This window comes from Stenotrophomonas sp. YJH_SMC_64 (assembly GCF_059371375.1).
In genome coordinates, this window is record NZ_JCAFUN010000010.1 from 70,085 (window position 1) to 88,177 (window position 18,093).

At 66.4% G+C, this 18,093-nt stretch carries 14 protein-coding genes; 5 read left to right on the plus strand and 9 right to left on the minus strand.

The window, feature by feature from the left end; all coding sequences use genetic code 11:
* Positions 1 to 31: 31 nt before the first annotated feature.
* A complete protein-coding gene (locus AC5P9L_RS12225) occupies positions 32 to 646 on the minus strand; it encodes an NUDIX hydrolase (RefSeq protein WP_227415209.1) in 615 nt (204 codons plus the stop codon).
* 133 nt (positions 647 to 779) lie between these two features.
* On the opposite strand from AC5P9L_RS12225, the gene AC5P9L_RS12230 reads away from it, so the two are divergent.
* Both AC5P9L_RS12230 and AC5P9L_RS12235 read left to right on the plus strand, forming a co-directional pair.
* Entirely contained in the window at positions 780 to 2,255 is a 1,476-nt protein-coding gene (locus AC5P9L_RS12230) for an amino acid permease (protein WP_005409456.1), read from the plus strand.
* A gap of 82 nt (positions 2,256 to 2,337) precedes the next feature.
* The gene (locus AC5P9L_RS12235; protein WP_005409455.1) at positions 2,338 to 3,765 is read left to right on the plus strand and encodes an amino acid permease; all 1,428 of its coding nucleotides are present in this window, start codon (positions 2,338 to 2,340) and stop codon (positions 3,763 to 3,765) included.
* Positions 3,766 to 3,917: 152 nt separating this feature from the next.
* Here the strand turns inward: AC5P9L_RS12235 and AC5P9L_RS12240 are convergent, their stop codons facing one another.
* Together AC5P9L_RS12240 and AC5P9L_RS12245 are read right to left on the minus strand one after the other, a co-directional pair.
* Complete coding sequence (locus AC5P9L_RS12240) at positions 3,918 to 4,412, minus strand: hypothetical protein (RefSeq protein ID WP_227415210.1); 495 nt, start codon at positions 4,410 to 4,412, stop codon at positions 3,918 to 3,920.
* 198 nt (positions 4,413 to 4,610) lie between these two features.
* A complete protein-coding gene (locus AC5P9L_RS12245; RefSeq protein WP_005413186.1) occupies positions 4,611 to 4,985 on the minus strand; it encodes a hypothetical protein in 375 nt (124 codons plus the stop codon).
* Positions 4,986 to 5,237: 252 nt separating this feature from the next.
* Here AC5P9L_RS12245 and AC5P9L_RS12250 point away from each other — a divergent pair, with 252 nt between their 5' ends.
* The 3 genes from AC5P9L_RS12250 to mtnC all read left to right on the plus strand — a co-directional run bounded on the left by AC5P9L_RS12250 (position 5,238) and on the right by mtnC (position 7,228).
* Complete coding sequence (locus AC5P9L_RS12250; RefSeq protein ID WP_043035629.1) at positions 5,238 to 5,879, plus strand: methylthioribulose 1-phosphate dehydratase; 642 nt, start codon at positions 5,238 to 5,240, stop codon at positions 5,877 to 5,879.
* Positions 5,880 to 5,971: 92 nt separating this feature from the next.
* Positions 5,972 to 6,529 (plus strand): 1,2-dihydroxy-3-keto-5-methylthiopentene dioxygenase, encoded by a 558-nt coding sequence (locus AC5P9L_RS12255; RefSeq protein ID WP_005409451.1) that lies wholly within the window; start codon positions 5,972 to 5,974, stop codon positions 6,527 to 6,529.
* 3 nt (positions 6,530 to 6,532) lie between these two features.
* Positions 6,533 to 7,228: an acireductone synthase gene (gene mtnC, locus AC5P9L_RS12260; RefSeq protein WP_099497644.1), complete on the plus strand. Its 696-nt coding sequence runs from the start codon at positions 6,533 to 6,535 to the stop codon at positions 7,226 to 7,228.
* 521 nt (positions 7,229 to 7,749) lie between these two features.
* On the opposite strand, the gene AC5P9L_RS12265 is transcribed toward mtnC, so the two are convergent.
* The 6 genes from AC5P9L_RS12265 to AC5P9L_RS12290 form a co-directional block, all read right to left on the minus strand.
* Positions 7,750 to 10,368 (minus strand): beta-mannosidase, encoded by a 2,619-nt coding sequence (locus AC5P9L_RS12265; protein ID WP_279915652.1) that lies wholly within the window; start codon positions 10,366 to 10,368, stop codon positions 7,750 to 7,752.
* A 91-nt stretch (positions 10,369 to 10,459) separates the two neighbouring features.
* A complete protein-coding gene (locus tag AC5P9L_RS12270; RefSeq protein WP_279915651.1) occupies positions 10,460 to 11,686 on the minus strand; it encodes an AGE family epimerase/isomerase in 1,227 nt (408 codons plus the stop codon).
* The gene (locus AC5P9L_RS12275) at positions 11,683 to 12,678 is read right to left on the minus strand and encodes a carbohydrate kinase family protein (protein ID WP_012480047.1); all 996 of its coding nucleotides are present in this window, start codon (positions 12,676 to 12,678) and stop codon (positions 11,683 to 11,685) included. The genes AC5P9L_RS12270 and AC5P9L_RS12275 overlap by 4 nt, the downstream gene beginning before the upstream one ends.
* 7 nt (positions 12,679 to 12,685) lie before the next feature.
* Positions 12,686 to 13,999, minus strand: a complete 1,314-nt coding sequence (fucP, locus tag AC5P9L_RS12280; protein ID WP_279915650.1) for an L-fucose:H+ symporter permease — start codon at positions 13,997 to 13,999, stop codon at positions 12,686 to 12,688.
* Positions 14,000 to 14,059: 60 nt separating this feature from the next.
* Positions 14,060 to 15,109, minus strand: coding sequence for a LacI family DNA-binding transcriptional regulator (locus AC5P9L_RS12285; RefSeq protein WP_005413180.1), 1,050 nt, complete (start codon positions 15,107 to 15,109; stop codon positions 14,060 to 14,062).
* Between the two features lie 96 nt (positions 15,110 to 15,205).
* Entirely contained in the window at positions 15,206 to 17,671 is a 2,466-nt protein-coding gene (locus AC5P9L_RS12290) for a GH92 family glycosyl hydrolase (protein WP_049459806.1), read from the minus strand.
* Between the last annotated feature and the right edge of the window lie 422 nt (positions 17,672 to 18,093).

The window sequence follows — 18,093 nt, forward strand, 5'->3', positions numbered from 1 at the left end:
ACGACTTAATCCCCTCCGTCCCCTTTTTACCTCAACGTGCCAGCCAGCGGCGCGCCATGCGCTGCATGGACTCGTCCGATTCCTGATCGGACGCGACTTCGGTCACCGGCCGCCATGCCAGGTCAAGTGACTCGTCGCTGAGCACGAAGGCTTCGCCACCCAGCGCGCGGATCACGAAACGCACGTCGTAGTGCCAGTGCCCCGGCACGTCCTTGCGCTCCGGGATCCAGTGCTTGTCCAGATCGAAGATCGCCGGGTCTTCCAGCACCAGGCCGCTCAGGCCCGACTCCTCTTCGGCCTCCTTCAGCGCCACCTGGGCCAGGTCACGGTCGCCGTCGGCGTGGCCGCCCAGCTGCAGCCAGCGTTGCAGCTTGCGGTGGTGGGTCAGCAGCAGGCGCTGGCCATCGGCACTGACCAGCCAGCAGCTGGCGGTGAAGTGGCCGGCCAGGCGCTCGCGGCGGAACGGATCTTCCGGATCGTCCAGCAATGTGCCGAATTCGGCAGCCAGTGCGTCGTGGGCAGGCTCACGGCGGGCATAGTCCCGCAGCAGGCCACGCAAGCGATCGTCAAGCACGGCAAGGGTTTCGGCGGTCTGGCGCATGAATGGGGGCGGTCTGGAAAAATACTGCTCATTATCGCCGTTCATTGTTGCGATTGCGCTTGTGCGTTGGCTTCAGCTTTGGCTAAGGTACAGCGGGCCGTTCGCGCGGCCTTCACCATTCCAGGGTTGCCGGCAACGTATCGGCGGCCCACCCCATCCGATCACTAGGAAGTACTGCATGCTGAAAGCTCTGTTGAGGGTCAAGCCGGTTGAACCGGCCGGGCACGTCGATGCCGGCGAACCCATCGAAGGCAGCCTGGACGGCGAAGCCACGCTGAAACGGACCCTCACGGCTAAACACCTCATCCTGCTTGGCGTGGGTGCGGTGATCGGCGCTGGTATCTTCGTGCTGACCGGCCAGGCCGCGGCCAACCATGCCGGCCCGGCGGTGATGCTTTCGTTCGTGCTGGCCGGTTTCGCCTGTGCCCTGGCGGGCCTGTGCTACGCCGAGTTCGCGGCGATGATGCCGGTCTCCGGCAGTGCCTACTCGTACTCCTACGCCACCCTGGGCGAAGGCATGGCCTGGTTCATCGGCTGGTGCCTGGTGCTGGAGTACCTGTTCGCCTCGGCCTCGGTCGCGGTGGGCTGGTCGGCGTACCTGATCAGCTTCATCACCACCACCTTGCACATGCCGTTCCCGGACCTGCTCAGCGCCGCGCCCATCGCCTGGACCGGCAGCGAGTTCGTCTCCTCCGGCAAGCTGTTCAACCTGCCGGCGGTGCTGATCGTGGCGGCGGTGTCCGGCCTGCTGTACGTGGGCGTGACCCAGTCGGCCTTCGTCAACGCCATCATCGTGGCAATCAAGGTCACCGTCATCTGCCTGTTCATCGGCATCGGCGCGGCCCATATCGACCCGGCCAACTGGCAGCCGTTCATCCCGGAAAACACCGGCGTGCCGGGTGAGTTCGGCTGGAGCGGCATCTTCCGCGCCGCCACCATCGTGTTCTTCGCCTACATCGGCTTCGACGCGGTCTCCACCGCCGCCGGTGAAACCAAGGACCCACAGCGCAACATGCCGATCGGCCTGCTCGGCTCGCTGGCGGTGTGCACGATCGTCTACATCATCGTCTGCGCGGTACTGACCGGCATGATGCCGTACCACCTGCTGGGCACCGACAAGCCGGTGGCCACCGCGCTGGAGCCCTACCCGACCCTGTCCTGGCTGAAGACGTTCGTGGAAATCGGCGCCATCGCCGGCCTGTCCTCGGTGGTGCTGGTGATGATGATGGGCCAGACCCGCATCGCCTACACCATCTCCCGCGACGGCCTGCTGCCGAAGTTCTTCGGCAAGGTCCACGCCCGCTTCCGCACCCCGTACGTCGCCACCATCGTGGTCGGCGTGATCGCTGCCGCGCTGGCCGGCCTGGTGCCACTGAACGTGCTGGGCGAACTCGTCTCGATGGGGACCCTGCTGGCCTTCGCCACCGTCTGCGTCGGCGTGCTGGTGCTGCGCTATACCAAGCCGGACCTGCACCGCCCGTTCCGCGTGCCGATGGTTTGGATCATCTGCCCGCTCGGCGCTGCCACCTGCCTGTTCCTGTTCTGGCAGGCGTTCGTGGTGCATTGGCACCTGTTCGTTGGCTGGACCCTGCTCGGCCTGCTGATCTACCTGGGCTACGGCATCCGCAACAGCAAGCTTGCCAAGTCGCCCTGATCCGCCGACGGGCCGGCCTCGCGCCGGCCCGTCCGTTTTCCCCGCGCGCCGCCCGTGGCGCGCTTCGACAAGACCACCACACATGTTCAAGCAACTGTGGGCCACCAAGCACCCGCATGCCGCCCATGAAGAGGCCAACGGCCTGAGCCTGCGCCGCCACCTCGGCCCCTGGGGCCTGACTGCCCTCGGTATCGGCGCGGTGATCGGCGGCGGCATCTTCGTCATCACCGGCCAGGCCGCCGCCAACCACGCCGGCCCGGCCATCATGCTGTCGTTCGTACTGGCCGCCATCTGTTGCGCCTTCTGCGCACTGGCCTATGCCGAATTCGCCTCGATGGTGCCGGTCTCCGGCAGCGCCTACACCTACACCTACGCCACCTTCGGCGAGCTCTCGGCCTGGTTCATCGGCTGGATGCTGGTGCTCGAGTACGGCGTCTCCGCCTCGGCGGTCGCGGTCAGCTGGACCGGCTATTTCCTGAGCCTGCTCAGCCAGTTCGACATCCATCTACCGGCGGCGCTGGTCAGCGCCCCACTCGATGCACAGCTGCGCCCCACCGGCGCGATCGCCAACCTGCCGGCCGCTGCGCTGGTACTGCTGCTGACCTGGCTGTGCTACGTCGGCATCAGCAAGTCCTCGGCGATGAACATGGCGATGGTCGTGCTGAAGACCGGCCTGATCCTGCTGGTCATCGTGGTCGGCTGGAAGTATGTGGACACCAGCAACTGGACCCCGTTCATTCCCGCCAACGAAGGCCCCGGCAAGTACGGCATGGAAGGCGTGCTGCGTGGCGCGGCGATGGTGTTCTTCGCCTACATCGGTTTCGAAGCGGTGTCGGTGGCGGCGCAGGAATCGAAGAATCCGCAGCGTGACATGCCGTTCGGCATGATGCTGTCGCTGGTGATCTGCACCGTGCTGTACATCGCGATGGCTGCGGTGATGACCGGCCTGGTGCCGTTCCAGCTGCTCGGCACCGACGAGCCGGTGGTGACTGCCGTGGCCGCGCATCCGCAGCTGGGCTGGCTGCGCTGGGTGGTCGAGGTCGGCGCGCTGGTCGGCCTGTCCTCGGTCGTGCTGGTGATGATCATCGGCCAGCCGCGCATCTTCATGATCATGGGCCGCGACGGCCTGCTGCCGCCGGTGTTCACCAGGATCCACCCGAAGTACCGCACTCCGCACATCAACACCGTGATCACCGGCATCGGCATCGCGCTGCTGGCGGCGCTGTTCCCGCTGGACATCCTCGGCGAGCTGACCTCGATGGGCACGCTGATCGCGTTCGCCGCAGTCTGCGCCGGCGTGCTGATCCTGCGCCGTACCCAGCCGGACCTGCCGCGCCCGTTCCGCATGCCGATGGCGTGGCTGATCTGCAGCCTGGGCGTGTTGAGCTGCCTTGCCCTGCTGTCGGCGATGACGATGCACAACTGGATGCTGATGGGGGTGTGGACGTTCGTCGGTTTCGTGATCTATTTCTGCTACGGTTTCAGGCACAGCCGCCTGCGGGGTAAGTAAAGGGATTGCAGGGCCTGCGGCCCTGCACCCGCCTTTGAAGCCGGAGCAACGGCAACGGCAACAGCGGGTCTGAGGGTTTGGCGGGGAGGGGCGAGATTGCGGGGGGCGCTGCAAGTACATCCCTGTAAGCTCGGTCGCCGCATCCATGCGGCTCACGCCCCCGCAACCTCACCCCTCCCCACCTTCGACACTCTCCCTGCGCGTCCGGTGGATCCACGCCATGCGTGGATGATGGTCATTCCCAGCGACCAGGGCGCCCGACGATGATCATCTGCGGCCAAACCAGATGGTCTTCTGTATCCAGCCTGCGCCGCCCATGCAGCCCATGAAGTGCTGTGATTCTCCTTGGCGTTGACGTCCACGGTGTGGCGCTCGGTCTTTGGCATCAGCATCGTCATGTATTTGCCATCCACGTCGCATGTCTCGCCTTCCTTGCAGACGGTCAGCACCTCGATCTCCTCGGTGCGCTCGACAACGTCCATCTTCTCCGGCCACTTCTCGTTGGCCTCTGCCCTGCAGCGCCACCGCGACTCATCCAGCGGATCAGCATGATCACTGAAGCGGGCCCATTCGGTCGCACAACCGCCGCTCAACAGCGCAAGCCCCGCAGCCACGGCCATTCGCATACACGTAGCCATCTCCATCATCCTTCTCGATTTCCGGTCGCTGCACGCGCTCGTACTTTCCGTCCACGTCGTACGTGTTCTTGTCCCGCCCCCTGCTCGTCTCCAGCCTCAACGCCTGAACGGTTCGCAGAGCCAGATCATTCTCCGCTGGCCCCTGTTGCCTCGACTCCGTTGACCAGCAATCGGTCGAGCCCCTGTCGTCCGCTGCGCCGGCCCCGCCTAGCGGCGATTGAACCAGATGAGCTGCTGCTGCCAGCCGGCACCGGCCATGCAGGCATTGAACTCGCTGCTGCGGTCGGACGCGTTGACGTCCACGATGTAACTCTCCTCTTTCGGCATGGGTACCATGTTGTACTTGCCGTCAATGGCGCAGACTTCATCAAGCCTGCAGGGCACCTTGCGGTCTTCGTAGACGGTGCGCGTGGCCACTTCATTCCTGACCGGCCAGTGATCGTCGGCCTGCGCCCTGCAACTCGAATGGGCGGGGCCGAATGACCGCGCACCCGCATCCATCTTCACCCATTCCATCGTGCAGCCACTGCTGGCAAGCATGATGCCAATCACCCCCATCATCCCCATCGCGCGCGCGATCATCGAAGTACTCCTTTTCTTGGCGCTCGCCGGAACTTCTGCGGCAATCCGATGATGTTTCGCGGCAAGAGGGCTGTCCACGACCGGAATCGCTTCCAGCGGGAGCGCTGCCCTCCCCATTCAGCCAGCGCTGTGCTTGCCTCGATCCAACCCCTGCGCGCCGCCTGCCAGCACGCCGCTTCGCGTTGCCCACGCAGCAGGCAGGCGGTCGCCGCGCGGGCCCAGCATCGGGCCGGATCACGTAAAATGCCGTCCATGGACACCACCACCTTCCCCTACGACACCGCCCGCCTGGGCGAACTGGCCCAGCTGCTGATCGACAACGTCCGCGAACTGGCCCAGGCCGGCTGGACCCCGGCCACCAGCAGCAACTTCTCCCACCGCCTGGATGACCGCCACGCCGCGATCACCGTCTCGGGCAAGGACAAGGGCCGCCTGATCGAGGACGACATCATGGTGGTGGACTTCGATGGCAAGGCCGTCGGCCGCCCGCTGCGCCCCTCCGCCGAGACCCTGCTGCACACCCAGCTGTACCGCCGCTTCCCGGAAATCGGCTGCGTACTGCACACCCATTCGCCGGTGCAGACCATTGCCTCGCGCCTGTACGCGCCGCAGGGTCATGTGCACCTGGAAGGCTACGAACTGCTGAAGGCCTTCGCCGGCAACAGCACCCACGAGATGGCCATCGACGTACCGGTGTTCGCCAACACCCAGGACATGAACGTGCTTTCGAAGCAGGTCGATGATCTGCTCGACCGCCAGAACCTGTGGGGCTACCTGATCGACGGCCACGGCCTGTACGCCTGGGGCCGTGACATGGCCGAGGCGCGCCGTCATCTGGAAGCCTTCGAATTCCTGTTCCACTGCGAACTGGAACTGCGCAGGCTGCGCGGCTGAACCCGCGCGCAGGTGCAGATGCCGATCCGGAATCTGCACCTCGCCCCCACCCTGATACCCTGTCTTCCCCCCGAGACGTTCAAGCTGCCGCCATGAGCCGACTGCGCATCTACGACGACACCCGCCCCGAATCGCCGCTGCTGGACACCCAGGACGGCGCGGTCATCGCTGCCGAACTGCAGAAGATCGGCGTCACCTTCGAGCGCTGGCAGGCCACCGCACCGGTTGCGCCCGGCGCCAGCCAGGAGGAAGTGTTCGCCGCCTACCGCGCGGACATCGACCGCCTGGTCGCCGAGCGCGGCTTCAAGAGCGTGGACGTGGCCTCGATCGCCCCGGACAACCCGAACCGCGCCGAGCTGCGGAAGAAGTTCCTCGACGAACACTTCCACAAGGAAGACGAGGTGCGCTTCTTCGTCGCAGGCTCCGGCCTGTTCACCCTGCACGTGGGTGACAAGGTCTATGAGATCGAGTGCGTGAAGGACGACCTGATCGCCGTGCCCGATGGCACCACCCACTGGTTCGACATGGGCGATGAACCGAGCTTCGTGGCGATCCGCTTCTTCACCGAGCCGGACGGCTGGGTGGGTCATTTCACCGGCACCGACATCGCGCAGAAGTTCCCCCGTTACGTACCTACCCAGGCGTCCTGATCCATGCAGCCCCGCGTCATCCTGACCGACATCGAAGGCACCACCAGCAGCATCTCGTTCGTCAAGAACGTGCTTTTCCCCTATGCCCGCAAGGCCTTGCCGGCGTTCGTCGCCGAACATGGCCAGCAGCCGGAGGTCCGCCGCTGGCTGGACGCGGTGGCTACCGAGATCGGCGGCGCCTGCCAGGACAGCCTGGTGGCCGAGACGCTGCAGGGCTGGATCGACCAGGACCGCAAGCACACCGCGCTGAAGGCGCTGCAGGGCCTGATCTGGGATGAAGGCTACCGCCGCGGCGACTACACCGCGCACTTCTACCCGGAAGTGGCGCCGGTGCTGAAGGGCTGGCACGCTGCCGGCCTGCCGCTGTACGTGTACTCCTCCGGCTCGGTGCCGGCGCAGAAGCTGTTCTTCGGTTTCAGCGATGCCGGTGACCTCAGCCCGCTGGTGTCGGGCTGGTTCGATACCGAGATCGGTGGCAAGCGCGAGGCCGACAGCTACCACCGCATCGTGCAGGCGATCGGCGTGCCGGCCGGCGAGATCGTGTTCCTGTCCGATGTGGTGGAGGAATTGGACGCCGCCCGCGAAGCCGGCCTGCAGACCCGCCTGATTGATCGCCTGGATGACTACCCGATGCCGCGCATCGGCCAGGCCGCCAACGGCCACGAGCGGGTCGAGAACTTCCAGCAGATCCAGCTGTAAAGAAGAGAGGTGTGCGGACCAACGGTCAGCACCTACCCGTCTCCGCGTCTGGTGGATGCCAACCTGGGTTGGCATGTTCCGGGTGTGCCAACCAAGGTTGGCACCTACCAAAACAGCATGTGCCGCCCTCAACGATCGAGGTGCGCGGACCAACGGTCCGCACCTACCCGGCTCCGTGTCTGGTAGATGCCAGCCTTGGGTGGCATGTTCGGGGTGTGCCAACCAAGGATGGCACCTACCCAAACAGGATGTGCCGCCCTCAACGATCGAGGTGGGCGGACCAACGGTCCGCACCTGCCCGTCTCCGCGTCTGGTAGATGCCAACCTTGGTTGGCATGTTCCGGGTGTGCCAACCAAGGTTGGCACCTACCAAAACAGGATGTGCCGCCCTCAACGATCGAGGTGGGCGGACCAGCGGTCCACACCTGCCCGGCTCCGCGTCTGCTAGATGCCAGCCTTGGTTGGCATGTTCGGTGTGTGCCAACCAAGGTTGGCACCTGCCAATGCGGGATACGCCGCCCTCAACGATCGTTGAGGGTCTTCAGCTTCATTGCTTCGCGCAGGGTCGTCAGGTCCACCGGGCCACGCACCGCGATATCGCGGATTTCGCCCGGCAGCAGATCCAGCAGGTTGTCTTCGACCTGCACATCCAGCGCGCCGAAATCGATCCACGTCGCGCGCACGTAAGACGCGCTTTCCAGGCGCAGACGGTAGTGATCGCCTTCGATGGACAGGGTGGCCTTCAGCTTCTGCCGCGGCAACACCTGGTCCTTGGCTTCGACGAATCCGACGATCTGGCGGGCACTGACCGCCCCGTTCTGCAGCAGCTCGAACACGGCCACCGTGCGCTTCGGATCGGCACCGGCCAGCAGCTCGGCATCGCGGAAATCACCAATCGAGGTGACGCCCGCCGCCGTCAACGTCACCGCGTCCTCGCGACGACGCAGCACCTTGCCATCCACATCCATCACCCGCAGCCGCCAGCGTGCATCTCCGGCAGCGCCATCATTGATCAGGCGCACCCGCGTACTGCCCTCGTCACGCAATGCCGCCAGCGTGGCCGGCGCGAAGAAGCGCCGCGCGGCAAAGTGCAATGCCTTCCAGCGACCGAAGTAGTCCACGCTGGACCATGAAGCACCCGGCCAGACGTCGTTGAGCTGCCAGTACAGCGAGCCCATGGTGTACGGCCGCGAAGCGCGATGGTGCAACGCGGCCAGCGCGATGCCATCGGCCTGCATCACCTGGCTGAGGTAGACGAAGTCCTCGAAGTCCTTCGGCGTGCCGTAGCCCAGTTCGATGTAGTGCAGCAGGCGGCTGTTGCCCTCGCCGGCCATGAATTTCTGGTGCGCGCGGATCACCGGGCTGTCGATGCGCTGCTCGGCGCGGGTGGCGATCTGGTCAACGGTGGCCACCGACGGCCATGCCTGCAGGCCGTACTCGGACATGAAGCGCGGCGTCTCGCGCAGGTAAGCCTGCACCGGCAGCGCCGGATTACCCCAGACCTGCCAGTAGTGCTTGTCGCCACGGGTAGAGTCGTTCGCCTTTTCGCCCAGGTCGTTACTGGGCGAGCTGGACCAGTACGGCACGCCCAGTCCCTCCTCACCCACCACCCGGCGCAGGTCATTGCCGAACAGGTCGACATAGCCCTGCCAGACCTTCGCTGCAAACGCCGGGTCGGCCGCCTTCAGGTCGCGGCCGTGGCCCCAGTCCTTCCAGGCGGTTTCTTCCTCGTTATTGCCACACCACAGCACGATGCTGGGGTGATGGCGCAGCCGGCGCACATTGTCGCGTGCCTCGGCCACCACGCTGGCACGGAAGGCCGGATCGTAGCCCGGCTGCATGCCACCACCGAACATGAAGTCCTGCCAGACCAGCAGGCCCAGTTCGTCGGCGATGTCGAAGAAGGCATCGTCCTCGTAGTAGCCGCCCCCCCAGTTGCGCAGCATGTTCATGTTGGCGTCGCGTGCGGCGGTCAGCACCTGGCGCAGGCGCGCGGCGTCGACCCGTGCGGGGAAGGCATCGAACGGAATGACGTTGGCGCCCTTTGCGAAGATCTCCACGCCGTTGATGACGAAAGCGAAGCCCTGCCCGCCCTTGCCGTCTTGCTCGCGGCGCAGTTCAACCGTGCGCAGGCCGATGCGCTGCTCGCGCACCAGCGCTGCATCGGCGCCACCGTCCAGGCGGGCCTGCACGGTGTAGCGGTCCTGTGCACCGTGGCCGACCGGCCACCAGCGCTGCGGCTTGACCAGTTCGACCGGTACTTCGACGGCGTTCTGGCCGGGCTTCAGCAGCACCGTGCGCTGCACCTGGGCCACGATGCGACCCTGCGGATCGCGCACATCGACATTCACCACCGCAGAACCGGCCGCCGCGCCCTGCTCCATCTCCAGCAGCACGGCCAGCTTCGCCTGCTCCGCGCTCAATGCATCGGTACGCACGGCAAGATCGATCAGGCGGTGCGCATCCCAGGCCTGCAGGTCGACCCCGCGCCACACGCCGGCGGTGACATAGCGCGGGCCCCAGTCCCAGCCGAAGTGATAGGCCGGCTTGCGCGCGAAGTTGCCGACCATCGCGTCCTTGGGCTCATCGCCATAGGGCGAAGGATAGTTGCCGGCGATCTTGTGCGGCATCGCCTGCACACCCGGCAACAGCGTGCGGATTGGTGAACGGAACACGATCTGCAGTTCATTGCCATTCGCGCGCAGGCGCCCGTCCACGCGCGCACGCCAGGTGCGGTGCGCGTTGTCCGCGCGCAGCAGCCGCCTGCCGTTGAGGCTGACTTCGGCATAGGTATCCAGCCCATCGAAGCGCAGCTCGGCATTGGGCTTGGTCAGTGTCGCCGCATCCACGTCGAAGCGGGCGCGGTACTCCCAGGCAGCCAGCCCGATCCATTGCAGCTCTGCCTCAGGCGCACCGACGTACGGATCGCGGATCAGCGCATGGGCGAGCAGGTCGGTGTGCACGCTGCCCGGCACCTTCGCCGCACGCCACTGCTGCAGGCCCGGGTGGGCGGCGCCCTGCGCATCGCCGGGCAGCATGCGGAATTCCCATCGCGCCTGCAGCGGGGCTGCAGTTGCCGGGAAGGCGGAGACTGCGATCAGCAGCAGGAGCAGACGGACAACGAGGGAAAGACGATGCACGCGGAGCTCCTGTTTTTCCGCCGGGCGTCGCCCGGCGCTACCGATTCCGGATTGCCAGGCATGGCCTGGCAATACTGCCTTCGAACGATCTTCAGCGCAGCACGTTCAACACTTCGTAGCACGCGCCCATGGTGTGGTAATCCACCTTGCCGGCCGGGCTCTTCTCGTCGCTGTACTTGCGGTTGTCGGCATCAAGGATGCGGAACCAGGCACCGTACTGGTGGTCGACGAAGTACTCCCACGAGTACGCCCAGATGCGTTCGTACCACTGCCAGTAGCGGTCATCACCGGTGCGCTTGGCCATCAGTGCGGCGGTGGCCAGCGTTTCGGCCTGCACCCAGAAATACTTGTCGTCGTCGCAGACGAAGCTGTCGCCACCGATCGGCGCACCGTCCATGCCCGGCTGTCGGCGCGTTTCGGGTGCGAAACCGTAGTACAAGCCACCGCGCGCTTCGTCCCAGCTGCGCGCCACGGCCACATCGAACAGGTGCTGCGCGGTCGGCACCAGCCAGTCGGCCTGCACGTGGCGATCGAGGATCAGCAACAGCTTGGCCCACTCGGTCTGGTGCCCCGGTTGGAAGCCCCACGGGCGGAACAGGTGCTTGGGGTCGTCCAGGTTGTAGTCCCAGTCGATCTCCCAGTTCTCATCGTAGTGCTCCCAGACCAGCCCGCCGGCCTTGGCCGCCTGGCGGCGGGTCATGTTGTCGGCCAGCTGCAGCGCACGCTCGACATAGCGCTGCTCACCACTGGCCTCGAACGCCGCCAGCATCGCCTCGCACATGTGCATGTTGGCGTTCTGGCCGCGATAGCCGGTGAAGTTCCACTGGCCGTCGGCCTCGTCCTTGTACAGGCCGTGCTGTGGCTCCCAGAAGCGCGCTTCCAGCAGCTGCCAGGTTTCGTCCATCCACACACGCGCCTGTTCGATACCGGCCTTCAGCGCGCAACTGTAGGCCAGCAGCACGAACGCCACGCCGTAGCAGTGGTTCATGTCGTCCTCGACCTTGCCATCACGCAGGGTCCAGGCGTAGCCACCGGTAGCCGGGTTGCGGTGCACCTCGCGCAGGTAGCGCACGCCGTGCTCGACCGCCTCGCGGTACTCGGCATTGCCGAATTCGCGGTAGGCCATCGCGTAGTTGAAGACGAAGCGCGTGCTGCTCACCAGGTGCCGGTGGCTGGCATCGTAGACGCTGCCGTCATCCCGGAAGTAGTGGAAGAAGCCGCCGTCCGGATCGATGCAGCGCGGATGGTAGAACGCCATGGTATCGGCGATGTGCGCGCGCAGGAACGCGGGCGAACGGAAATCGGGCGAGGTGCTCATGCGGTAATGTCCTGTGCCTGCAGCAGCTGCTGCACTTCATCGAGCGAGGGCATTGCGGCGAACGCGCCCTTGCGGGTAACAGCCAGCGCCCCCACGGCGGCGCCGAAACGCAGCGTGGCGGTGATCGCCTCCGGGTCCTGGCAGAACGCAGCGAAACCAGCGCCCGCCCCACCGCGCTCCAGCAGGCCGACCAGCACGCCACCGACGAAGGCATCGCCAGCAGCCGTGGTGTCGACCGTGGCCACGCGGAAACTGGTGACCGTGCCGTGGTTGTCGCGGGTATACCAATGCAGTGTGGCCGCACCGTCGGTGACGATCACCCAGCGCGCCTGCGCGGCCAGCAGGCGCCGCAGCACCGTCGCCTCGCCGTCATTGCCCAGCGGCGCGGCCAGGTAGTCCAGCTCCTCGCGCGACAGCTTCACCAGATCGGCGCGTTCCAGCGCCTGCCACAGGCGCGGCGTCGGATCCTCGTTCGCCGGCCACAGCGCGGGCCGCAGGTTGAGGTCCAGGCTGACCACTGCGCCGGCCGCACGTGCACGGTCCATGCCGGCAAAGGTCGCCTCGGCGATGCCCGGCTCGGTCAGGCTGTTGGAGCAGACGTGGAAGCACTGCGCGCTGTCGAGGCAGGCGGCCTGGAAATCGCTGTCACGGAACAGCAGGTCGGCCGCCGGCGGGCGGTAGAAGCTGAAGCTGCGCTCGCCACTGGCGTCGAGGGCGACGAAGGCCAGCGCGGTCTTCGCCGCATCGGTACGCACGATGTAATCCGTGCCCACGCCGTGCTCGACCAGGCTGTCGGCCAGGAAGTCACCGAACATGTCACGGCCGAGCATGCCGACGAACTGGGTCTTCGCGCCCAGCCGCGCAGCGGCCACGGCAACGTTGGCCGGCGCACCGCCGGCGTACTGCAGGAACGCCCGCGGCGTATCGGCCGAGGCCGGCGGCTGCGCTAGTAGATCGATCAAAATTTCGCCGAAGCAAACGATGGAACCCATTCCGGACTCAGCCTCCCTGCGTTGCGGAAGCCGGCGTACGTGCGCCGACCAGTCCGTAGAAAATGATGTAGCCGTAGCACAGCAGCGGCAGGATGAAGCTGGCCTGCACACCGATGTGGTCGGCCAGCACACCCTGCAGGTACGGCACCACCGCACCGCCGACGATGGCCATGATCAGCAGGCTGGAACCCTTGTTGGTCAGCGGGCCCAGGCGCTCGATGCTCAGCGCGAAGATGGTCGGGAACATGATCGAGTTGAACAGGCCGATCGCCACCACCGAGTACAGCGCGATGTTGCCGGAGGTCAGCATGGTCGTGACCAGCAGCCCCACGTTGACCAGCGCGAAGATCGCCAGCAGGCGGCTGGGCGAGAAGCGCGCCAGCAGCGCCGAGCCGGCGAAGCGGCCGATCATCGCCATCGTCCAGTAGGCCGACACGTAACGCGTGGCTTCCTGCTCGCTGAAGCCGCCGATGTTGGGCATCGACAGGTAGTTGACCAGGAAGCTGCCGATCGAAACTTCGGCACCGACGTAGAAGAAGATGCCCAGCACACCCAGCAGCAGGTGGCGCTTGCGCAGCGCATCCAGGTAGCTGTGGTGGTGGCCCTTGTCGGCCTGCTCGGTGGCGTCGCTCAGTGCCGGCAGGCGGAACAGGTATACGAACAGCGCCAGCAGCACCAGCGCAACGGCCAGCCCCACGTACGGGCCCTGCACGGCCTGCGCCTCGGCGGCACGGTAGGCCAGCTGTTCGGCGGCCGGCAGTGCCGCGATGTCATCGGCACTCTTCACCGTGTTGGACAGGATCAGCATGCCGCCGAAGATCGGGGCGATGGCCGTGCCCAGCGAGTTCAGTGCCTGCGCCAGGGTCAGGCGACTGGAGCTGGTCTGCTCCGGGCCCAGCAGCGCGACGTAGGGGTTCGCAGCAACCTGCAGCACGGTGATGCCGGTGGCCAGAACGAACAGTGCGCCCAGGAAGGCGCCATACACGCGCAGCTCGGCCGCCGGCCAGAAGCCCAGCGCGCCGATACCGGCAATCACCAGGCCGGCCACGATGCCCTTCTTGTAACCCAGCGCCGCCACCAGCCGACCCGCCGGCAGCGACATCAGGAAATAGGTGCCGAAGAAGGTGAACTGCACCAGCATCGCCTTGGCGTAGTTCAGCTCGAACACCGCCTTCAGGTGCGGGATCAGGATGTCATTGAGGCAGGTCAGGAAGCCCCACATGAAGAAGATCGTGGTGACCACGGCCAGCGCCTTGCCGTTGGTGACGGCAGGTGCGTTGCCCGAAGATCCCGTTGGACGGGGCGTTGCGGAGATCGGCATGCGGTACGCGCCTCGATGCGCGGAAGGTCGTTGTTGCGTGGAAGGGGTGTATGGAATAAATCAGTTCGGTCGTGCGGCACTGCTTTCGCGGATGCGCAACTGCACCGGCGCGACCGTGCGCCGTGGCGGCGCGTCCGGTTCGTCCAGTCGTTGCAGCAGCAGCGCCGCAGCTTGCCGGCCCCGCTCGCGCGGATCGGCGGTGAGCGTGGTCAACGGCGGCACCGCCACCGCAGCCTCGGAAATATCGTCGAAGCCGGTAACGGCAAAGTCACCTCCCGGACGGATGCCCCGTGAATTCAAGCCCAGCATCAGGCCCAGCGCGACGGTGTCGTTGTAGCAGACCGCCGCACTCGGCCGATGGCCATCGGCAAACAGCTCATCGGTGCGCGCAGCGGCTTCCAGACGGTTCGGCGCCGACTCGATCATCCAGCCCGGCGGCAGCGACAGACCGGCCTCGGCCAGCGCCTGCTGGAAACCGGCACGGCGCTGGTGGCACGAGCTCGATGCAGCGTGGCCGCCGAAGAAGGCGATCTGGCGATGGCCGCGCTCGATCAGGTGACGCGTGGCCAGATAGGCGCCGTGCTGGTTGTCCAGGGTCAGGAAGTCCCAGTCGGCCCCTTCCAGTTCGCGGTTGAACAGCAGCACGTTGGCATTGGCACCCAGTGCCTGTCGCAACTGCACGGTATCGCTGCCCTCGGCCGGCGACAGGATCAGGCCGGCCGGGGTGTGCTCCATCAACGTGGACAGCACCGCCTGCTGGCGCTCCGGCGATTCGCCAGTGCTGCCGAGCAGGGTCACGTAGCCGCGTCCGCCCAGCGCCTCGTCCACGCCGGACGCGAATTCGGCGAAGAACGGGTTGGAAAGATCGTTGATCACCAGCGCGATGCTCGACGAGGTACGCCGGCGCAGGTTGGCGGCAGCGCGGTTGTAGACATAGCGCTGCCGGCGCAGCTCGGCCTCGACCTTGGCACGGGTATCGACGTTGACCAGCGGGCTGCCGCGCAACACCAGCGACACGGTCGCCCGTGACACGCCGATGGCACGCGCGATGTCGGTCACCGTCACTGCCTTGCCGGCGCGCTTGCTGGGACTGCTGCCGTTGTCGTTCATCGTCTTCCCGGACTCCGCTGGAGGCTCAAGCCTAATGGATCAGGGCCGTGTCGTGCCGTGCCGTTCGCTGGGTCACCGCGAACGGCACAGTCCGGCTCAGCGCAGCTGGCTGCCCGGTGCCGCGCACCAGGACACCGGCAGGTCCTTCACCGCCGTACCCCAGCCCTGCTCCGGCGCCTTCGCGTCAAGCGCGAACTGCAGGCGCGGGCCCTGCTGCAGCTGGTTCCAGTCCAGCCAGACCGGCGCATGCGCCTGGCCATCGACCTGCACGCCCTGAACGTACTGCAGGCGGCGGCCATCGGCACCCGGCGCGTCGATGCGCAGCGTCCGGCCATTGCCCATGTCCAGTTCCACCTTGCTGAAGCGCGGGGTGTGCAGCAGGAACTGGCCGCTGCCCGGCACCGCCGGATACACGCCGATGGCGCTGAAGAGATACCAGGCCGACATCGTGCCGAGGTCGTCGTTGCCGGTCACGCCATTGGGCGCATTGGTGAACAGCTGCTGCGCGGCACGCACCACGGCCGCGGTCTTCCACGGCTGGCCGATCAGCGTGTACAGCCACGGCGAGTGCAGGTCAGGCTCGTTGTTCGGGTTGTAGCGGAACTGGTTGTAGTAGCTGTACGGCCCGACCACCCACTCCTTGCGGGCGGCATTGAGCGGATCGGCCTGCAGCGCGTCCATGGCGAAGAACGCGTCGAGGCGGCGGCCGGCCTGTTCGCGGCCCTGCATCGCTTCGACCAGCCCCGGCACGTCCTGCTGCGCCAGCCACTGGTACTGCCACGCCGTGCCTTCATGGAAACCGTGGTGCGAACGCGGGCTGTAGTGGCCATCGGCCGGGGTGTACCACTGGCCATCCTCGGTGCGCGGGCGCGGGAAACCGGTGAAGCCTGTCTCGGCGTCGCGCACCTGCGGGTCCCACACCTTGCGCCAGTTGCGGCCGCGCTCACGCAGCGTCGCCGCGTCCTGCGCATGGCCGAGGCCATCGGCCATCTGCGAAAGCGCACAGTCGGCCAGTGCGTATTCCAGCGTTGCCGAACCGCCGTGGTGCGGATCGACGTCCATGCCCTTGGACGGGAACGCGCGGTCGTAGACCACATAGCCCTTGTCCAGGTACGTCGGGTTGCCGGAACGGCCGGCCATGCGTGAGTTCAGCGGCGGCGTGCCGAAGGCATTGCGGCGCAGCGCATCCCAGGCCTGCGATTCACGGCCCTTGAGCGCACCGAAGCGCCACAGGTCGACCATGAACGGGGTGACCGGATCGCCGGTCATGATGTTTGTCTCGAAGTTGGCATAGCCCCAGCGCGGCAGCCAGCCGCCCTGCTCGTCGATCGCCAGCAGGGTACGGCCGATGTCGCGCGCCACGTCCGGGCGGGTCAGTGCCAGCCACTGGTTCTGCGCGCGGTAGGTATCCCACAGCGAGAAGTACTCGTAGTAGGTCCAGCCATCGGCACGGTGGATGCCATCGTCATAGCCGCGGTAGCGGCCGTCGGCGTCGTTGCCGGTCATCGGCTGCAGCAGCGCGTGGTAGACCGCGCTGTAGAACACAGCGCGGTCGTCGGCGGTGCCGCCCTGCACGCGCACCCGGCCCAGCTGCTCGCGCCACGACTGCTGGGACAGCGCCCGCATCCGGTCGAAACCGAGCAGCGCGCCGCCCTGCATGCCTTCCGCGCGCAGGTTGGTACGCGCGCCTTCGGCATCCACATGCGATATCGCGCTGATCGCCGTTACCGACTGGCCCTTGGCGAGGTCGAAGCTGAGCCAGGCACCATTCGGCTTCTGTTCGCCTTCCATGCTGTGGCGCGCACCCGGCAGGCCGCCGCCCTCGCCCCAGGTGCCATGCGCCTTGAACGGGCGGTCGAACTCGATGCGGAACCAGGTGGTGTACTGATGGCCGCCGCAGAAACTCTTGGTGACCAGCTTGCCCTCGACCACGCGGTCGCCGACCACATCGACCACGCTGCCGATCACCGAATGGCGCTCATTGGCCTGGCCAACATTGACCAGCACGTGGCCCTCGCCCTGGCGCTGGCTGAAGGTGTAGCGCTCGGCCGCGGCACGTGTACGCGCGGTGGCCTCGGCATCGATGCCGCCGTAGCTGGTCAGGCGCACCTTGTAATAGCCGGCCTGGCCGATCTCGCCGTCATGCGTGTACGAAGCGGCATAGGTCTTGTGGTTGAAGTTCTTGGCATCAGCAGTATCGAAATCGCCGCCCGGACCGATGCTGCCGGTGACCGGCAGGATCGACACCTGCCCGCCCTGCTCCCAGCAACCGGCGCCGGAGATGAAGGAGTGGCCGAAACCGCGGATCTTCTCGTCGTCGTAGCGCCAGCCCGAATAGTGGCTGCCGATCGGGCTGACCTGGATCAGGCCGAACGGTGCCGATGCGCCGGGGAAGGTATTGCCGTCGTCCTTGCTGCCGATGAAGGTGTTGACCTCGCGCTCCAGCGCCGCCGGTGCGGCCTGCAGCAGCATCGGCATGGCCGAAAGCGCCAGCAGACAGGCCAGGCGCGCCAGCGGGCGGGAGGACAATGGGACGGCGGGAGCGGACGGCACTGGACGCATGTCGGGTTCCTGTAGTCAATGACGCGGAGGCAGACGGCCGGGGCCGTCCGGCACCGTTCCGCTGAGCCCTGCCCTGACCCGCAGAGAGCTCCCCCTGGAATGACGCCCGACCCACCAGACCGTGGATTTAGATCGATTCAAGTAGAGCATGCGGATTCAGCCGAATGCATTCTGCGGCGCAGCATGAGAGGGGGTGTTCGGCAGGGCTGCGCCCTGCACCTGCTACAAGCTGGAGCAACAGCAACAGCAACAGCAGAAGCTGGTTTCCTGCGGGGAGTCGGGGTGGGTCCGGTTGCGGGGGACGCCGTAAACCCGTCCCTGGGGGCTTGGCCGCGGCATCCATGCCGCGGACACCCCCGCAACCGGACCCACCCCGCCTTCGACAGATTTCCGCGATCTGTGGATCCATGCCATGCGTGGAT